The organism is Amycolatopsis sp. cg13 (assembly GCF_041346965.1).
Lineage (GTDB): Bacteria > Actinomycetota > Actinomycetes > Mycobacteriales > Pseudonocardiaceae > Amycolatopsis.
Window position 1 is genome coordinate 640851 of record NZ_CP166848.1, and the last position, 16817, is coordinate 657667.

Genomic DNA, 16817 nt, shown 5'->3' on the forward strand with positions numbered 1-16817 from the left:
GGGGTCCACGCCTTGCACGCCCAGCTCACCGTCACGCCTGCCCAGCTGCCCGACATCCTGCTCACGACCGCCGTCGTCCGGCCGGTCTTTCTCTGGGGCGCGCCGGGAATCGGGAAGTCGTCGCTGGTCCGGGAATTCGCGGCGGCGCTCGGCCTGGAGTGCGTCTCGCTGCTCGGCACTCAGCTCGCGCCGGAGGATCTGATCGGCGTGCCGCAGATCGCCGATGGTCGCAGCCGGTTCTGCCCGCCCGAGCAGATCGCCCGCGACGAGCCGTACTGCCTGTTCCTGGACGAGCTGAACGCCGCGTCGCCGGACGTGCAGAAGGCGTTCTATTCGCTGATCCTCGACCGCCGGATCGGCTCGTACGAGCTGCCGCCCGGTTCGGTGGTGATCGGCGCCGGCAACCGCGCCACCGACCAGGCGCTCGCCCGGCCGATGGCCTCGGCACTGGTGAACCGGCTGGTCCACCTGCACCTGCGCGCGTCGGCGGGCGACTGGCTCGGCTGGGCGGCGGGCAACGACATCCACCCGGCGGTGGTCGAATACCTGACCCAGCGCCCGGACCACCTGTGGAGCCAGCCGCCGAAGACCGAGGAACCGTTCTCCACGCCGCGGTCCTGGCACATGCTGTCCGACCTGCTGCACTCGGCCGGAGATCCGCTCGAGGACGAGACCGTCGGGCTGCTCGCGTACGCCACGCTCACCCCGCAGCACGCCGGTGCGTTCCGGTCCTACCTCAAGGTTGCCCGGCACGCCTTCGACCTGGAGGCCATCCTCAAGGGCGACGCGCGCTGGCCCGCCGAGCCCGGCGAGCGCGACCTGCTCTACTTTCTCGCCGAGACGTTCCGCGTCCGGCTGGCCCGCGACCTCCCCGCGGACAAGCGGCACGCGTCGGCGGCGGTGCGGCAGTTCGCGTTCCGCGCGAAGAGCCTGCTGGTCGAACTGGCGGAGATCTCGCTGGAGATGGCGCAGCTGGTGATTGCGGACGACGAGGCGGGCAACCCGCGCCTGCCGTCCTGGTTCCTGGTCGAAGCCGCGCGCGACCTGCCGCGCCTGGTGGCGGCTCGGGCATGAGCGGGGTCCGTCCCGACGGGCGCCTCCGCGAACGCCGGAACAAGGCGATCGACGCGGGCTGGGCGCTGGTCCGCGCGAACACCGTCCTCAACCAGCTCGCGAGCCGCGCGAGCCTGGACCGCACCAGCCTGACCGGCGTCGAGTCTTGGGCAATCGTCGCCGACAACGGCCAGATCACCGCGAACCGCGCCCGCGACGCCGAGCCCGCTGAGTGGGCGTGGGTGTTCGCGCATCTGCTGCTGCACCTCGGCCTCGGCCACCTGGACGAGGAACAGCTCGCCGAAGCGGACGCGATCACCGCGGACCGAGGCGTCGACGCGAGCTACAGCGCGGCGGGTTGCGTTGCGGTGCACCGATTCGCGGAGGCGGTGCGGGTCGGGACACCGTTGGTGCTGCTGCCCGAACTTCCCGGCACGGACGAGCTTTCCCTTGCCCGCGCATGGCGCGAGACCGGCGTTCCGGAGGTCTTCCGTTCGCTCGGCACCGGCGGCGACCGGCCGTGTCTCACGCTCGCGGAGCCGCCGAGCAGGTGGCACGTGCAGTACCACGGGAAATCCGCGCCGTGGACCGAACGGTTCGCGCGCGGCCTGATCGCGTCGGCCACCGAGGCGATGGAGCAGGCCGCCGACGCGCGCGGCCAGACCCGGCACCATCGGAGCCTGGGGGAGTGGGACCGCGCGCTGGGCTGGTTCGCGTCGTCGTTCCCGCTGCTCGGCGCAATGGCCGCCGGGTTCACCCTGGTCGTCGATCCCGAAGTGGTCCGCGCCTGGGACATCTCGGTCGCGGCGGTCGACGCCGAGCACGGCGAGATCTACGTCAACCCGCACGCCGCGCTGACGGCCGAGGAATGGCGGTTCGTGCTCGCCCACGAAATGCTGCACGCCGCGCTCCGGCACGACCGCCGCGCGCTCGGCCGCGACCCGTACCTGTGGAACGTCGCTTGCGACTACGTGATCAACGGCTGGCTGGTCGCGCTCGGCGTCGGCGAGCTGCCCGGTGACGGACTGCACGACCCGCAGCTCGCCGACCTGTCCGCGGAATCGGTGTACGACACGCTGACCACCGACCTTCGCCGCGCCCGCAAGCTGCGCACGCTGGGCGGCCGCGAGACCGGCGACGTCCTGGGCGACTGGCTGTCCGAGCCGGGCGCCGCTGCCCGCCGGTCCTCGCGCCGGGCGGACCCGAAGCCGGTCCCGTGGCGCGACGGCGACCGGACCGGCGGCGTCGACCTGGACGAGTTCTACCGCCGCGCGCTCAGCCAGGGCCTCGTCTACCACCACGCCCAGGGCCGGGGCTTGGTGCCGCTCGGGCTGGAGGAGGAGATCCGCGCGCTGGACCATCCGCCGCTGCCGTGGGACGCGCAGCTCGCCCGGTGGTTCGACGAGCACGTCCAGACGGAGCAGCCGGTGCGCAGCTACGCGCGGGCGTCGCGCCGTCAGTCGGCGACGCCGGACATCCCGCGTCCGGGCCGGGTCTTCCCGGAACGGATCGAGCGCCGCGCGACCTTCGGCGTCGTGCTGGACACCTCCGGCTCGATGAACGCGGAACTGCTCGGCAAAGCACTCGGCGCGATCGCGTCCTACGCGCTGGCCCGCGACGTCCCGGCCGCCCGGGTGATCTTCTGCGACGCGGCCGCCTACGACGCCGGATACCTTGCGGTGGAAGACATCGCGGGCCGGGTGAAGGTCCGCGGCCGCGGCGGCACCCGGCTGCAGCCCGGCGTCGACCTGCTGCGCCGCGCCCCCGATTTCCCGGAGGACGGTCCGGTCCTCATCATCACCGACGCGCAATGCGACCACGTCCGCCCGCTCCGCGAACACGCCTTCCTGGTCCCGCGAGGCGCCCGGCTGCCGTTCGTGCCGCGCGGTCCGGTCTTCCGGGTGGAATGAGTCCGGCGGCAGATCGCGGGAGTGCCGCCGTAGCAACAGAAACAGGCAACGCGGAGCGATGTCCGTCCGCGCGGCTGGACGGGCGCGAGACTCGCCCAGCCGCGTCCGGCGCTACCCGAGTTTCCAAGCCACCGCGTGCGTCTTGTACCCGGCGACGTCCGCACTCCCGACCACAAACCCGCTGTCGGTGATCCACTCGCCCTTGCTGTAACTGCCGCCCGGCAGAATCCCGAACCGCACGGTGTTCCCGTTGTCGTACCAAACAGTCGCGCGGTTCTGCGAAGCCCCCACCGCGTTCCCGTTCGAGTCGACCCCGGCGACGTCTCCGTCGATCAGGTACACGTTCCCGTCCGGATCCCACAGCACCGAATCCCGGTCCGGCGGGTAGAGATAGCCGCTGCCGGTCACGTATCCGGTGGGGCTGACCTGATTGAGCCAGGACGGATGCGGGCTCTCCCATTGCAGGCGCCGCAGGATCCCGTCGCGGTCCCAGGTCACCGGAACGGAGTTCCCGTGTTCGACGTCGGTCAGGTGCCCGGCGATCGTCCCGTTCCGGTTCATCACGTTGTTCGCACTGGCCCACGCGGTCGGGGCCAGGTCAGTGATCGGACCGCCGTTCACCCACCGCACGGAGTGCGCCTTCGTGGGGTTGGAGTCCTGGCCCGAGATGATGGCGCCGTCGGCCGAGATGCCGGTGGCGATGGCCCACGTGTCGCCGGGCAGCGTGCCGAGGTCGGTGACCTGGCCGTTCGGATCCCAGCGGAACGGGTGCTGCAGGCCGTCCGGCGTCTGCCATTCCCCGACGACCACGCCGGTGTCGCTGATCTTCTCGCCCATCGCGTTGTGGTAACCGGGCGGAAGCGACATCAAGGTCACCTGGCCCGCGGCGTCCCAGCGCGCCGGGATGGCGATAGTCGGCGTCAGCACGTACCCGGCGGCGACGCCGAGGCTGTTGATGGCGCGCGCCTGCCCCTGAGTGGCACCCGGCGTCGGCAACGCGGTCGGATGCCCGGCGGTGTCCCAGCGGACCGGATGGTCGAGGCGCGGGTCGCGGCCCACCGACGACGTGCCGACCGCCGTCCCCGCCTCGTTGACCGCCAGCGCCAGACTCTGGTCGTCCCCGGGCAGCGGAGCGAGATCCGTCGGCGCGAGCGGATCGGCCTGCGCGGTCCCGGTCGTCGCGCCCGCGAACACGAGCAGGGCCGCGGCGAGCGAGCACGCGCGTCCTCGTCTGGTCGCACTGGTCCTGGTCATCATTACTCCCCATCTGATTCGGCAGTGTTTGATCCGGCACTGTGCGACAAGCAGTCGTTTCCCGGGGGAGCGGTGGTACGACCCGCGCGCGGAATTACTCCCGTGGCGCCGGATTTGCCTGCGGACAGCGGACGTATTTTTGCCGTCGTGTTAACCCCGGCGGCCTAGCGGCGTGGCATGACCCACGCTCGGCGTGCGAACCGGCGCCCCGCCCATATGCTTCCGCGCATGGACGACCCGCACTACCTTTCCGGCCTGAACCTGACCGGCCGCCGCGTCGTGGTCTTCGGCGGCGGTTCTGTTGCCCAGCGCCGGCTTCCCCGGCTGATCAGCGCGGGCGCCCGCGTCGAACTGGTGTCGCCGCACACGACGCCGTCGGTGCAGGGGATGGCGGACGCGGGGGAGCTGGTCTGGCACGAGCGCCGCTACACCGCGGGCGACCTGCGGGACGCCTGGTACGCGCTGGCTTGCACGAACAGCCCGGAGACCAACGCCGAGATCTGCGCCGAGGCGGAGCGCGAACGCGTCTTCTGCGTCCGCGCCGACGAGGGCGAATCCGGCTCCGCGGTGACCCCGGCGACCGGACGGCACGGCGGCCTCCTGTTCGGCGTCCTGTCCGGCGGCGAGCCGCTCCGCTCGGCCGCGGTCCGCGATTCGATGCTGGACGGCCTGCACGCGGGCACGATCGAGGACGGCCGCCAGCCGCATCCGGAAGGCACGCTGCCCGGCGTCGCGCTGGTCGGCGGCGGGCCCGGCGACCCGGACCTGATCACCGTGCGCGCCCGCCGGCTGCTCTCGCGCGCCGACGTCGTGGTCGTCGACCGGCTCGGCCCGCGCGATCTGCTGGACGAGCTCGCTCCGGAGGTCGAGGTCGTCGACGCGGCGAAGATCCCGTACGGCCGCGCGGCGAGCCAGGACGTGATCAACCGGACGCTGATCGAGAAGGCCAAAGAAGGCAAGTTCGTCGTCCGGCTCAAGGGCGGCGACCCGTACCTGTTCGGCCGCGGCTTCGAAGAAGTCCAGGCGTGCGCCGAAGCGGGCGTTCCGGTGACCATGGTCCCGGGCATCACCTCGGCGTTCGCGGTGCCCGCGGTGGCGGACGTGCCGGTGACGCACCGCGGCGTCGCGCACGAGGTGGTCGTCATGTCCGGGCACGTCGCGCCGGGCGACGAGCGGTCGCTGGTGGACTGGTCGCTGCTGGCCCGGATGCGCGGCACGATCGTGCTGATGATGGGCGTCGAACGGCTGCCGAAGTTCGCCGCCGCCCTGCTGGAAGGCGGCCGACCGGGCGACACGCCGGTCGCGGTGATCGAGGACGGCACGATGCGGACCCAGCGCGTGCTGCGCTCCACGCTCGCCTCGGTGGCCGACGAAGCGGCGGCCGCGGGCGTGCGTCCGCCTGCCGTGATCGTGTTCGGCCCGGTCGCCGGACTTGACCGGAATGAGGCCGGATAACGCCAGACAACGCGCTGTCCGCGCGCGAAGATGTCCGGCATGACCCTGCCTGCCTTGCCCGAGGAGTCCTTCCAGCGCGTGCTCTGCGTCGTGGCGCACCCTGACGACATGGAGTACGGCACGTCCGCCGCCGTCGCCCGCTGGACGGCGCGCGGCATCGAGGTCGGGTACCTCCTGCTCACCCGCGGCGAGGCAGGCATGCCGAACCCGCCCGAGGAGACGGCCCGGCTGCGCGTCGCCGAGCAGCGCAACGCCTGCGCGGCCGTCGGCGTCGAGCGGCTGACCGTCCTCGACCATCCGGACGGCGTGCTCGTCTACGGCCTCGACCTGCGCCGCGACATCTGCCGCGAGATCCGCCGGTTCCGGCCCGACGTCGTGCTCGGCTGCGGATTCGACGTCGAAACGCCCTACGGCTTCGACCAGGCCGACCACCGCGCCGCCGGGCTCGCGACGCTCGACGCGATCCGCGACGCGGGCAACCGGTGGGTCTTCCCGGAGCAGATCGACGACGAGGGCCTGGCTCCGCATTCAGCGCGCTGGTACCTCGTCCCCGGGCTCGCCGGTTCGGGCGCGACGCACGGCGTCGACGTCACCGGCGAGCCGCTGCGGCGCGGCATCGCTTCCCTGGAGGCGCACGCCGCGTACCTGGCCGCGCTCCCGGACCACCCCGCGCCCGCGGACTTCATCCCGCAGTTCGCGGCGATGAGCGGCAAGGACCTGGGTGTCGAGCACGCGGTCCTGTTCCGGGCCCACGATCTGCAGGCGCCGCCCGCGTTCCCCGACGCCGATCAGGAGTGACCCGTGAAGGACTCCTTGAGGGAATCAGATTCCCTCAAGGGGCCCTTCACGGACCGTCGAGACGGGCAGGATCAGACGGGGTAGCGGCGGAAGGCGAAGTCCCGGATCGCCGCGCTGAGCCGTTTCGGGTCGAACCGCAGCTCGACCGGGCTGCGTGCCTGCACGAACTCGGCGTTCGGCAAGTCCTCGGCGAGGCTGCCCGCGTCGCCGAACGGGTGGATCGGGTCGCCCTCGTGGCCGATCACCAGCGCCGGCGTCGTGATCGTGCCCCGGATCGACTTCGGCGGCGCGATCCGGCCGAACAGCACGCCGTGCAGCAGGGCCGCCATCGGCGCCGGGTCCTGGCTCAGCGTGTCCGTGATGACGTCGACCCACTGGTTCCCGTGCGGTACCAAGTGCGCGGCCAGCGCGACCCCGCGCACCGTCGCGGGCAGGAATCGCGCGGCGAACAACAGCGGCGCGAATGTCAGCAGCCCGGCGACGATCGCGTTGTCCAGCACCGGCATCTCGACCACCAGCCCGCGCGCCCGCGACGGGGCGGCGACGGCCACCTCCAGTGCCACGTTCGCGCCCAGCGAGGTCCCGCCGACCACCGCGTCCTCGATCTCCAGATGGTCGAGCAGCGCGACGGCCTGCTCGCCGAACGCGGGCATCGAATAGCGCCACGACTGCGTCGGCCGGTCGGAATCGCCGTGGCCGAGCAGGTCGAGCGTGACCACGCGGAACCCGGCGCGGGCGAGCCGCCGGGCCAGCGGCGCGTGCATCCGCCGGGTGAACATGATCCCGTGCATGAGCACCACGACGCGGTCGCCGCTGCCGTATTCGGTGTAGCACAGGCGCTGGCCCTCGTGCCGGAACGAGCCGGACAGCTCGATCGGCCGGGCCTTGCGGGCCGCCGCGGGTTCCGCCGGCGGGGCGTCGGCGACGGGCACGGGTGCCGGATCCATACGGGCGCCTCCCTCTCCACCTCGGGTCTCCAGGAAAGCATCCCGCAGCGCCGTTGGCACAGTGTCAACCGGATGAGCTGGGGTGGCCGGGATGAGTAAAGATGGCCGCATGACCGAACCAGTAGCCGCCCTGCCCGAACTCGCCTCGCTCCGCGTCGACCTCGACGGCGCGGTCGCCGAGGTGACCCTGCTCGGCCCGGGCAAGGGCAATGCGATGGGCCCCGACTTCTGGCGCGAGCTGCCGCAGGTGTTCGCCGCCCTCGACGCCGACCCGCGCGTGCGCGCCGTCGTCCTGACCGGCAGCGGCAAGCACTTCTCCTACGGCCTCGACCTGCCCGCGATGATGGGCAGCTGGGCGCCGCTGCTCGCCGGCGACGCGCTGGCCGGGCCGCGCACCGAGTTCCACCGCGAGGTCCAGCGGCTGCAGCAGGCAGTCAGCTCGATCGCCGAATGCCGCAAGCCGGTGGTCGCCGCGGTGTCCGGCTGGTGCATCGGCGGCGGCGTGGACGTCGTCACCGCCGCCGACATCCGCCTGGCCAGCGAGGACGCCAAGTTCAGCGTCCGCGAGGTGAAGGTCGCGATCGTCGCCGACATCGGCAGCCTGCAGCGCCTCGCGCCGATCATCGGCGAGGGCCACGTCCGCGAACTCGCCCTCACCGGCAAGGACATCGACGCCGCCCGCGCGGAGAAGATCGGCCTGGTCAACGACGTGTACCCGGATCAGGAGACGCTGCTGGCCAAGGCCCGCGAGCTGGCCGCCGAGATCGCCGCGAATCCGCCGCTGGTCGTCCAGGGCACCAAGCAGGTGCTGTCGGCCAACACCGAACGCCAGGTCGCCGAGGGCCTGCGCTACGTCGCCGCGTGGAACTCCGCGTTCCTGCCGAGCAAGGACCTCCAGGAAGCCGTCCAGGCCTTTATGGAGCGACGAGCGCCGGAGTTCAAGGGCGAGTAAAACAGGCACGGGAAAGCGAGCACGAGGAGTACGACGTGAGCAACGGCGCTGAGGTCACCGGCTACCAGGCATTCCGCGCGGCGCGGGACTATCTGCAGGCCCATCGCGAGGACTACGAGACTGCCTACCGCGAGTTCGCGTGGCCGCAGCTGGACGAGTTCAACTGGGCCACGGACTGGTTCGACGCGATCGCGGCCGATCCGGCGAACGCGCAGCGGTACGCGCTGTGGATCGTGGAAGAGGACGGCACCGAGAACCGCTGGACGTTCCCGGAGATGTCGGCCCGGTCCAACCAGGTCGCGAACTGGCTGCGCGGCCTCGGCGTCTCGCGCGGCGACCGGGTGATCGTGATGCTCGGCAACCAGGGCGAGCTGTGGGAGACCATCCTCGCGGCGATCAAACTCGGGGCCGTCGTCATCCCGGCGTCCACGCTGCTCGGACCGGCCGACCTGGTGGACCGCGTCGAGCGCGGCAATGCGAAGCACGTCGTCGTGCGCGACGTCGACGCGGAGAAGTTCGCCGACGTCGCCGGCGACTACACGCGGATCGCGGTCGGCGAACCGGTTTCCGGTTGGCACGCCTTCGAAACCGCGTACGCGTCGTCGGCCGAATTCACCCCGGACGGGGTCACCCGCGCCGAGGACCCGCTGCTGCTGTACTTCACCTCGGGCACCACCGCGAAGCCGAAACTGGTGCAGCACACGCACGTCTCGTATCCGGTCGGCCATCTGTCCACAATGTACTGGATCGGGCTGGAGCCGGGCGACGTCCACCTCAACATCTCGTCGCCGGGCTGGGCCAAGCACGCGTGGAGCAACTTCTTCGCGCCGTGGAACGCCGAAGCGACGGTGTTCCTGTACAACTACGCGCGGTTCGACGCGGCCGCGCTGATGGCGCAGATGGACCGCTGCGGCATCACGAGCTTCTGCGCGCCGCCGACGGTGTGGCGGATGCTGATCCAGGCCGACCTCACCGCGCTGCGGACGCCGCCGAAGAAGGTCGTCGGCGCGGGGGAGCCGCTCAACCCCGAGGTGATCGAGCAGGTCGAGAAGGCGTGGGGCGTCACGATCCGGGACGGTTTCGGGCAGACCGAAACCAGCGTCCAGGTCGCGAACACCCCGGGCCAGGACGTCGTGGCCGGTTCGATGGGCCGTCCGCTGCCCGGGTTCGCGGTCGCGCTGGTCGACCCGGTCACCGGCGAGCGCGCGACCGAGGGCGAGATCTGCCTCGACCTCGCGCACCGGCCGGTCGGCCTGATGGCGGGCTACGCGGACGACGACGAGCGCACGTCGGCCGCCTTCGCGAACGGCTATTACCACACCGGAGACGTCGGCTCGGTCGACGAACGCGGCTACATCACCTACGTCGGCCGCACCGACGACGTCTTCAAGGCCTCGGACTACCGGATCTCGCCGTTCGAGCTGGAGAGCGTCCTGCTGGAGCACGAAGCGGTCGCCGAGGCGGCCGTGGTGCCCGCGCCGGACCCGATCCGGCTGGCCGTGCCAAAGGCGTACGTCGTGCTCGCCTCCGGGCACGAGCCGGACGCCGAAACCGCGCGGGCGATCCTCGCGTACGCGCGCGAGCACCTCGCGCCGTACAAGCGGATCCGGCGGCTGGAGTTCGGGGAACTGCCGAAGACCATTTCGGGCAAGATCCGCCGGGTCGAACTGCGCGGCCGCGAAGGCGGCGAACGGCCCGAGGGCGAGTTCCGCGAGGACGACTTCCCGGACCTCAAGTCCTGAGCCGCGGCGGCGGTACCGGTCCTATTCGGCCGGTACCACCGCCGCCAGCACGGTCTGCTCGCCCTTGCTGCACGTCGTGCCGCCCTGCGCGGCGGGCGGGCCGGAGACGCACAGCCAGCCGTCGACGGTCGCGTTGACCGGATTGTTCGAGCCCGCGGCCTGGCGGCCGTTGATCGCCTGCTGGAACTTCTTGACCAGCGCCATCGCGTCCGCGCACGGGATGGCTTTGTTGTCGTAGACGTACAGCGTCATCCCGCTCGCCGCGGTGACGGTGCCGCACGTGCCCGGATTGACCGGCGGAGCCTGTTTCGACGGCTTCGGCGCGGCCGCGGTGCTGCTGGGCGCGGCCGGCGGGCTGCTCGCGCCGCCGGTCTCCGGAAGCGGCGGGGGAGCGTGCGTGCTCGGCGCGGCCGAGGCGATCGCGGAGGGTGCCGACGGGGCGGCCGCCGGTGGCGCTTGATCCCCCGAACAGGCGGTGAGCGCGGGCAAAACCACCACAGCCGCGCACAGCGGCCCGTACACGGTTTTCGACGGGAGCACCGCGATCCTTTCGCCGGGGTCGCGCCCATTCTGGCCCCTCGCGCCTCGCTGAGCGGCACCGACACACCGGAGCGGGCGTCGTCGAGTCTACTGTGGACGGTTGGTTTCCGGTTCCGGACCGGGAAATCCGCATCGCCGGGGGGCATCGTTCGGAGGAATCCGGACCGAGGCGGTTAACGCTCGGCGGTCCCGCGCCGACGTAGAGGGCAGGCGCCCCGCGCGTTCCAGGTCCCCGAAGCCCGACGCCAGAGAGCACGAGTCACCGAGAGCATGAGCACCGAAGCCGCCCCCGCAGCCGAGACCGACGCCCCGACCGATCCGCCGACCGAACCCTGCAGCGTGGTGTGGTGCGGCGGCCGCCCTTACGTCCTCGAAGCCGGCGCCGTGCGCCCGCGCTGGGTGGGCACCGACGGCCGCGGCCGTCCGGAAACGCTGAGCACCGCGCAATTGCGGCGCCGCGGATGGAGCCACCGCCGCGCGGCCAGCCGCCGCCGCTCGCGCTGACGCTTCCGCCGGATCGCGTCCGGAGCCGGGGAGGGGTCCCGGACGCGACCCGGCGGATCCGCCCGGATTCCCCGGCGCCGCACCGATTCGCCCGCGCCGTGAGCGGAATCGTTCCAGCGCCGAGCCGGGCGGATCCAGTTCCGTCGGTTCGCCGAACGCCTCCTCGCCGCACGGCTAGCCCCCACGCGGCATTGGGTGCATGTGATGCGCCGAAGGCGGCAGTGGGCGCACGCGACAGGTCATATCGGGCGCATGTGGCGCACCGAAGGCCATATCGGGTGCAAGTGACACACCGAATGCCCATGGGGCGCATGCGAGGCACCCAATGCCACATTGGTGCATGTGGCGCACCGACTGCCCCATGGGGCGTATGCGGCGCACCCCAATGCCGCATCGGGGCGGAGCCACCGCCGCGCGGCTGTCCGCCGCCGCTCCCGCCGAGGGCGCGTCCGGAACAGGGGAGGAGCTCCGGACGCGACCCGGCGGATCCGCCGGTTTCCCCGGCGCCGCACCGATTCGCCCGCGCCGTGAGCGGAATCGTTCCAGCCGCGCACCGGCTCCGCCGGATCCGCGGACAGAGTCCCGCAAGAGGTCCCGGGGCGGAACAACGCGTTCCGTATCGCGGAACAGTTCGCGCTGGGCTTCCACCCGTCGGCCGCCAGCGCGGCTCGGCCGGCCGCCGCAGCACAACCCCGGCTCCGTCGTCCATCCCGCCAGGACGCCGCCGCAGCGCAACCCCGGCCCCGCTGTTCACCCCGCCAGGACGCCGCCGCAGCACAACCCCGGCCCCGCCGTCCGCCCCGCCAGGACGCCGCCGCAGCACAACCCCGGTCCCGCCGTTCACCCCGCCAGGACAAACGCCGCGATCCCGGCCGCTCTAGGCTGGCCGCGTGACCACGGTCCCCGACGAGCCCAAGACCGAGCCCTCCCTGTGGCGGCAGGCGCTCACCGTCCCCAACCTGCTGTCGCTGCTGCGGCTGGCGGGCGTCCCGGTGTTCCTCTGGCTGCTGCTCGGCCCGAAGGAGGACGGCTGGGCGCTGGCCCTGCTGATCTTCTCCGCGCTCACCGACTGGCTCGACGGCAAGCTCGCCCGCTGGCTCGACCAGATGTCGCGGCTCGGCCAGCTGCTCGACCCCGCCGCGGACCGGCTCTACATCCTCGCCACGCTCGTCGCCTTCCTCATCCGCGACATCATCCCGTGGTGGGTCGTCGTCCCGCTGGTGCTGCGCGAGCTGGTGCTCGGCGTCTGCGTGATGCTGCTGCGCCGGGGCGGGTTCGCGCCGCCGGAGGTCACCTACATCGGCAAGGGCGCCACCTTCGTCCTCATGTACGCCTTCCCGTTCCTGCTGCTCACGCAAGGCGGCTCGGACGTCGCCGCGGTCGCGCGGCCGATCGCGTACGCGTTCATGGTGTGGGGCGGCGTCCTGTATGTCTGGTCCGGCGCGCTTTACGTCGTGCAGGCGGCTCGCGCGCTGCGGACCCGGTGATGGAAGATTGCGGTCAGGAAAGCCAGCACCAGGAAGGGGAGCGGCGTTGACCACTCCGGAAGAACTGCGCTACACCGAGGAGCACGAGTGGGTCGCGACCCGCGAGGGTTCGCTCGTGCGGGTGGGGATCACCGAATACGCGCAGGACCAGCTCGGCGACGTCGTGTTCGTCGACCTGCCCGAGGTCGGCAAGCAGGTCGGCGCGGGGGACGCCTTCGGCGAGGTCGAGTCCACGAAGAGCGTCTCCGAGCTGTTCGCGCCGGTCGACGGCGAGATCGTGGCGGTGAACTCCGCGGTCGCCGATTCGCCCGAGCTCGTCAACTCCGACCCCTACGGCGAGGGCTGGCTCGTGGAGATCCGGCTCGACGACCCGGCCGGTCTCGAGGCGCTGCTCGAGGCCGAGGCGTACCAGGCTCTGATCAAGGGCTGAGCCGCTCGGCCCGGCGCCGGAGCCTCAAGGGGAGCCCGAGGGTTCCGGGCCGGTCGGGCACGGTACGTTGACAGCTACACGTTCTTGGTCGATGGCAACATTTCATGCGTAGAGGAGAGCTCAGGTGAGCACGAACGACGGGCCCGGCGTTCCCCCGGAGCAGTCTCCGGAGCGGACCTCTGTCTTCCGGGCCGATTTCCTGGCCGACATGGAAGGCCAGCAGGAGTCCGCGCCGGCCGCCGAGGCACCGGTGCAGGGCGTCGACGCCCTGCCGCCGGGTTCCGCCCTCCTGGTCGTGAAGCGCGGGCCCAACGCGGGCTCCCGCTTCCTGCTCGACCGCGACACCACCAGCGCGGGACGGCACCCCGACAGCGACATCTTCCTCGACGACGTCACGGTTTCCCGCCGCCACGCGGAATTCCGGCGCGAGGGCGGGGAGTTCGTCGTGATCGACGTCGGCAGCCTGAACGGCACCTACGTCAACCGCGAGCCGGTCGACCAGGCCGTCCTCGCCGGCGGCGACGAGGTGCAGATCGGCAAGTTCCGCCTGGTCTTCCTGACCGGCCCGGGGCACGGGGGCCAGGGGGCGCAGTGACGGCGGCCGGGCAGCCCGGTCGTCAGGAGGCCCGGCGGGACGGGTTGAGCATCGGGGCGGTGCTCGCGCAGCTGCGCGGGGACTTCCCCGATGTCACGATTTCGAAGATCCGCTTCCTCGAGGCGGAAGGCCTGGTCCGCCCGGGCCGCACGCCCTCGGGGTACCGGCAGTTCGCGCCGGCGGACGTGGAACGCCTGCGGTACGTGCTGTCCGCGCAGCGCGACCACTACCTCCCGCTGAAGGTCATCAAGGAGCAGCTCGACGCGGCCGACGCGGGCGCACAGCCGCCCGCGCCGGTCCCGGCGGCCCCCCAGCTGCCGCGGCGGCTCGTTCCGCTCGGCGACGGGAGCGATCCCGCCGGACTGCCCGCGGCGGCGGACTTCGAGACCGGGCCGGACACCCGGCTCACCCAGGAAGACCTGCTGGAGCAAGCGGGAATCGACGACGCGACGCTGGCCGAGCTGTGCCAGTACGGCCTGCTGCGCCCCGGCGCGGCGGGTTTTTTCGGCCCGGAATCGGTGCTGATCGCCCGCACCGTCAAGGCGATGACCGAATTCGGGCTCGAGCCGCGGCACCTGCGCGCGTTCCGCGCCGCCGCCGACCGCGAGGTCGGCCTGCTGGAGCAGATCGTGACCCCCGCGTACCGGCATCGCGACGCGGACGCGAAAGCCCGCGCGGACGAGGTGGTGCGCGAACTGGCCGCGCTGTCGGTCACGCTGCACACCTTGCTCGTCAAGGCCGGCATCCGCGGCGTCGCCGGCGATTGACGTCTATGCCCGAGACGCGGTTTTCGTCACTTGTCAATGACTGAACCTCAGCGCCGGGATGCCGTACCGTGAGAGACGGTTCGCGAGACCACGAACCGAGAATGTCCGCTGCGAGCGAGCACAGCGCCCGGATGACGGGTAGCGTCGGAGACAACGGTCGTCAGCCGTCGCCAGCGCTGCGGCCCGTGTGCACGAGAGGGAGGCGAAGCCCGATGAGCGAGATGCGCGTCGTCGGAGTGCGGGTCGAACTGCCCGCCAATCAGCCGATCTTGTTGCTGCGGGAGACCGAGGGCGAGCGGTACCTGCCGATCTGGATCGGCTCGGTCGAAGCCACCGCGATCGCCCTGGAACAGCAAGGCGTCCGGCCCGCCCGGCCGCTCACCCACGATCTGCTCAAAGAGGTCATCGGCGCGCTCGGCCGCGAGCTCGAGCAGGTCGTCATCACCGACCTCAAAGAAGGCACGTTCTTCGCCGAACTGGTCTTCGACGGCGACATCCGCGTGTCGGCCCGCCCGAGCGATTCGGTCGCGCTGGCGCTGCGGATCGGCGTCCCGATCCACGCGGTCGACGCGGTGCTCGAAGAAGCCGGCCTGATCATCCCGGACGAGCAGGAGGACGAGGTCGAGAAGTTCCGCGAGTTCCTCGACTCCGTCTCCCCGGAAGACTTCCGCGGCGCCGACACCTGATCGCCCCCGCCCGGTGGTTTCCCACCGGGCACGAGCTCAGCGTGCGGTGGCGCGCGCGAACAGGTCCGCCAGCTCCCGGCCGTAGCGGTCCAGGTCGATCTCCGGATTCGCGGCGTAGGCGGCCGCGACCCCGTCGACGGCCTGCGCGATCGACAGCGCCACGATCTCCGGCGAGATGTCGCCGAACGCCCCCTCCTTGCGGCCCTGGTCCAGCTGCCGCTGCAACGCGCCGGTGCGCAATTGCCCGACCATGACGCCGGTCATCGCCCAGCCGTCGCGGTCGTCGGCGTGCGCGGCCATCTCCACCAGCACCCGCTCGCATTGCGGGTAGTCGCGCAGGAACGCGACCGAGGTTTCGATGTAGGCGCGCAGGTTCGCCGGCCGGTCCGCCGGGTCGACGCCTTCGCTGCGCTGGCGCAGGTATTCCGATTTGGTCTCGGACACCGTGCTCAGCACGGCCTGCATCAGGCCGGCCTTGTTCGTGAAGTGGTACGAGATCAGCCGGGTGCTGCTGAGGCCGGCCCGCTCCTTGATGCGCGCGAAGGTGGTGCGCGCGTACCCGTGGTCGGCGATCGTGGCGATGGTCGCGCCGATGATCTGCGCCCGGGTGGTGGCCTCGGTGACGCTGAGGCCGAGTTCGGCTTGCGTGTCGATGTTTACTTGCATGAGTAATAAGTTACTCGACCGAGTAAAAAATGGCAATCCCGTACGGCGAACGGGCCAAAGCCTCGACACGGCCTTGAGGTCCGCCGCGCGTCGCGTTGACCGGCTCGCGGCGCAGCCTTACCGTCAAAGGCGGTAAATCGCCACGATGTGATTCGCCGACCCGGCGCGCTCGTGGCAGTTTTCCCCGGCCGATCCCGATCCTGGGCTCGACCGGCCTGTCGAACGCCCTGCCGCGAGGCCGGGCGAGGGGAGGCTTGCGGTGGTCGAGGCTGGTCGTCCGGAGATACCTGCCGGACCTGTCGCCGACGGCGAGCAGGGCGAGCTGTTCCCCGACGCCTCGCTGCCCGACGAACTGGTCGGCTACCGCGGTCCCGCGGCCTGCCAGATCGCCGGGATCACCTACCGCCAGCTGGACTACTGGGCGCGCACGAAGCTGGTCGCGCCCAGCATCCGGACGGCGCACGGTTCGGGGTCTCAGCGGCTGTACTCGTTCAAGGACATCCTGGTCCTCAAGGTCGTGAAACGCCTGCTGGACACCGGGGTCTCGCTGCAGAACATCCGCGTCGCAGTGGACCACCTGCGCGTGCGCGGGGTGCGCGACCTGGCGAAGGTCACGCTGTTCTCCGACGGCACCACGGTGTACGAATGCACCTCGCCGGAGGAGATCGTGGATCTGCTCCAGGGCGGCCAGGGCGTGTTCGGCATCGCGGTCAGCGGTGCGATGCAGGAGATCAGCGGCACGATCCACGAGTTCCCGGCCGAGCGCGCCGACGGCGGTCTCGTCGAGGCCGTGGTGCCGGACGAGCTGACCCAGCGCCGCAACGCCCGCCGCACCGGCTGATCTTCCTCCGCGCTAGACTGGGCGCGCGATCGACGATCCCGCGCGGGAGAGACCGGACCGGCATCCCCGGACCGGCGCCGAAGGAGCAAGTCCTCCCCGGAACCTCTCAGGCACCCTGGACCGCGCGGACGAGACGCCTCTGGAAAGCGCATCGGCAGGAGACCACCAGCCGGTGCCGCCGACGGTGCAA

General features: G+C 71.6%; 17 protein-coding genes and 1 riboswitch. Of the genes, 13 read left to right on the plus strand and 4 right to left on the minus strand.

The window, feature by feature from the left end; all coding sequences use genetic code 11:
- Positions 1 to 12 precede the first annotated feature (12 nt).
- Positions 13 to 1074: an AAA family ATPase gene (locus tag AB5I40_RS02615; protein ID WP_370936807.1), complete on the plus strand. Its 1062-nt coding sequence runs from the start codon at positions 13 to 15 to the stop codon at positions 1072 to 1074.
- A complete protein-coding gene (locus AB5I40_RS02620; protein ID WP_370936808.1) occupies positions 1071 to 2963 on the plus strand; it encodes a hypothetical protein in 1893 nt (630 codons plus the stop codon). The genes AB5I40_RS02615 and AB5I40_RS02620 overlap by 4 nt, the downstream gene beginning before the upstream one ends.
- 111 nt (positions 2964 to 3074) lie before the next feature.
- Here the strand turns inward: AB5I40_RS02620 and AB5I40_RS02625 are convergent, their stop codons facing one another.
- Entirely contained in the window at positions 3075 to 4217 is a 1143-nt protein-coding gene (locus tag AB5I40_RS02625) for an HAF repeat-containing protein (RefSeq protein ID WP_370936809.1), read from the minus strand.
- 228 nt (positions 4218 to 4445) lie between these two features.
- On the opposite strand from AB5I40_RS02625, the gene cobA reads away from it, so the two are divergent.
- Positions 4446 to 5672 (plus strand): uroporphyrinogen-III C-methyltransferase, encoded by a 1227-nt coding sequence (cobA, locus tag AB5I40_RS02630; RefSeq protein ID WP_370936810.1) that lies wholly within the window; start codon positions 4446 to 4448, stop codon positions 5670 to 5672.
- Positions 5673 to 5702: 30 nt separating this feature from the next.
- The gene (locus tag AB5I40_RS02635; protein ID WP_370936811.1) at positions 5703 to 6470 is read left to right on the plus strand and encodes a PIG-L deacetylase family protein; all 768 of its coding nucleotides are present in this window, start codon (positions 5703 to 5705) and stop codon (positions 6468 to 6470) included.
- Positions 6471 to 6541: 71 nt separating this feature from the next.
- Here AB5I40_RS02635 and AB5I40_RS02640 read toward each other — a convergent pair whose 3' ends face one another.
- On the minus strand, positions 6542 to 7417 hold the full coding sequence (locus tag AB5I40_RS02640) for an alpha/beta fold hydrolase (RefSeq protein ID WP_370936812.1): 876 nt from the start codon (positions 7415 to 7417) through the stop codon (positions 6542 to 6544).
- Between the two features lie 109 nt (positions 7418 to 7526).
- Here AB5I40_RS02640 and AB5I40_RS02645 point away from each other — a divergent pair, with 109 nt between their 5' ends.
- Positions 7527 to 8369, plus strand: coding sequence for a crotonase/enoyl-CoA hydratase family protein (locus tag AB5I40_RS02645; RefSeq protein WP_370936813.1), 843 nt, complete (start codon positions 7527 to 7529; stop codon positions 8367 to 8369).
- A 35-nt stretch (positions 8370 to 8404) separates the two neighbouring features.
- The gene (locus tag AB5I40_RS02650) at positions 8405 to 10111 is read left to right on the plus strand and encodes an AMP-binding protein (RefSeq protein WP_370936814.1); all 1707 of its coding nucleotides are present in this window, start codon (positions 8405 to 8407) and stop codon (positions 10109 to 10111) included.
- A 21-nt stretch (positions 10112 to 10132) separates the two neighbouring features.
- On the opposite strand, the gene AB5I40_RS02655 is transcribed toward AB5I40_RS02650, so the two are convergent.
- Positions 10133 to 10651 carry a hypothetical protein gene (locus AB5I40_RS02655; protein ID WP_370936815.1) on the minus strand — a complete coding sequence of 173 codons (519 nt, stop codon included), beginning with the start codon at positions 10649 to 10651 and terminating at the stop codon, positions 10133 to 10135.
- Between the two features lie 270 nt (positions 10652 to 10921).
- Between AB5I40_RS02655 and AB5I40_RS02660 the strand changes: the two genes are divergently transcribed.
- From AB5I40_RS02660 to AB5I40_RS02685, 6 genes are all read left to right on the plus strand, one after another.
- Entirely contained in the window at positions 10922 to 11155 is a 234-nt protein-coding gene (locus AB5I40_RS02660) for a hypothetical protein (protein ID WP_370936816.1), read from the plus strand.
- 890 nt (positions 11156 to 12045) lie between these two features.
- Positions 12046 to 12642: a CDP-alcohol phosphatidyltransferase family protein gene (locus AB5I40_RS02665; RefSeq protein ID WP_370936817.1), complete on the plus strand. Its 597-nt coding sequence runs from the start codon at positions 12046 to 12048 to the stop codon at positions 12640 to 12642.
- A 46-nt stretch (positions 12643 to 12688) separates the two neighbouring features.
- The gene (gene gcvH / locus AB5I40_RS02670) at positions 12689 to 13072 is read left to right on the plus strand and encodes a glycine cleavage system protein GcvH (protein WP_037805718.1); all 384 of its coding nucleotides are present in this window, start codon (positions 12689 to 12691) and stop codon (positions 13070 to 13072) included.
- A gap of 124 nt (positions 13073 to 13196) precedes the next feature.
- Positions 13197 to 13667 carry a glycogen accumulation regulator GarA gene (garA, locus tag AB5I40_RS02675; RefSeq protein ID WP_009078859.1) on the plus strand — a complete coding sequence of 157 codons (471 nt, stop codon included), beginning with the start codon at positions 13197 to 13199 and terminating at the stop codon, positions 13665 to 13667.
- Positions 13664 to 14434: a MerR family transcriptional regulator gene (locus tag AB5I40_RS02680; protein WP_370936818.1), complete on the plus strand. Its 771-nt coding sequence runs from the start codon at positions 13664 to 13666 to the stop codon at positions 14432 to 14434. Before garA ends, AB5I40_RS02680 begins: the two co-directional genes overlap by 4 nt.
- A gap of 212 nt (positions 14435 to 14646) precedes the next feature.
- Positions 14647 to 15120: a bifunctional nuclease family protein gene (locus AB5I40_RS02685; RefSeq protein ID WP_009078856.1), complete on the plus strand. Its 474-nt coding sequence runs from the start codon at positions 14647 to 14649 to the stop codon at positions 15118 to 15120.
- Positions 15121 to 15156: 36 nt separating this feature from the next.
- On the opposite strand, the gene AB5I40_RS02690 is transcribed toward AB5I40_RS02685, so the two are convergent.
- Positions 15157 to 15786: a TetR/AcrR family transcriptional regulator gene (locus tag AB5I40_RS02690; RefSeq protein WP_370936819.1), complete on the minus strand. Its 630-nt coding sequence runs from the start codon at positions 15784 to 15786 to the stop codon at positions 15157 to 15159.
- Positions 15787 to 16045: 259 nt separating this feature from the next.
- On the opposite strand from AB5I40_RS02690, the gene AB5I40_RS02695 reads away from it, so the two are divergent.
- Entirely contained in the window at positions 16046 to 16627 is a 582-nt protein-coding gene (locus AB5I40_RS02695) for a MerR family transcriptional regulator (RefSeq protein ID WP_009078853.1), read from the plus strand.
- A 33-nt stretch (positions 16628 to 16660) separates the two neighbouring features.
- Positions 16661 to 16760, plus strand: a riboswitch (glycine riboswitch).
- Positions 16761 to 16817: the final 57 nt, after the last annotated feature.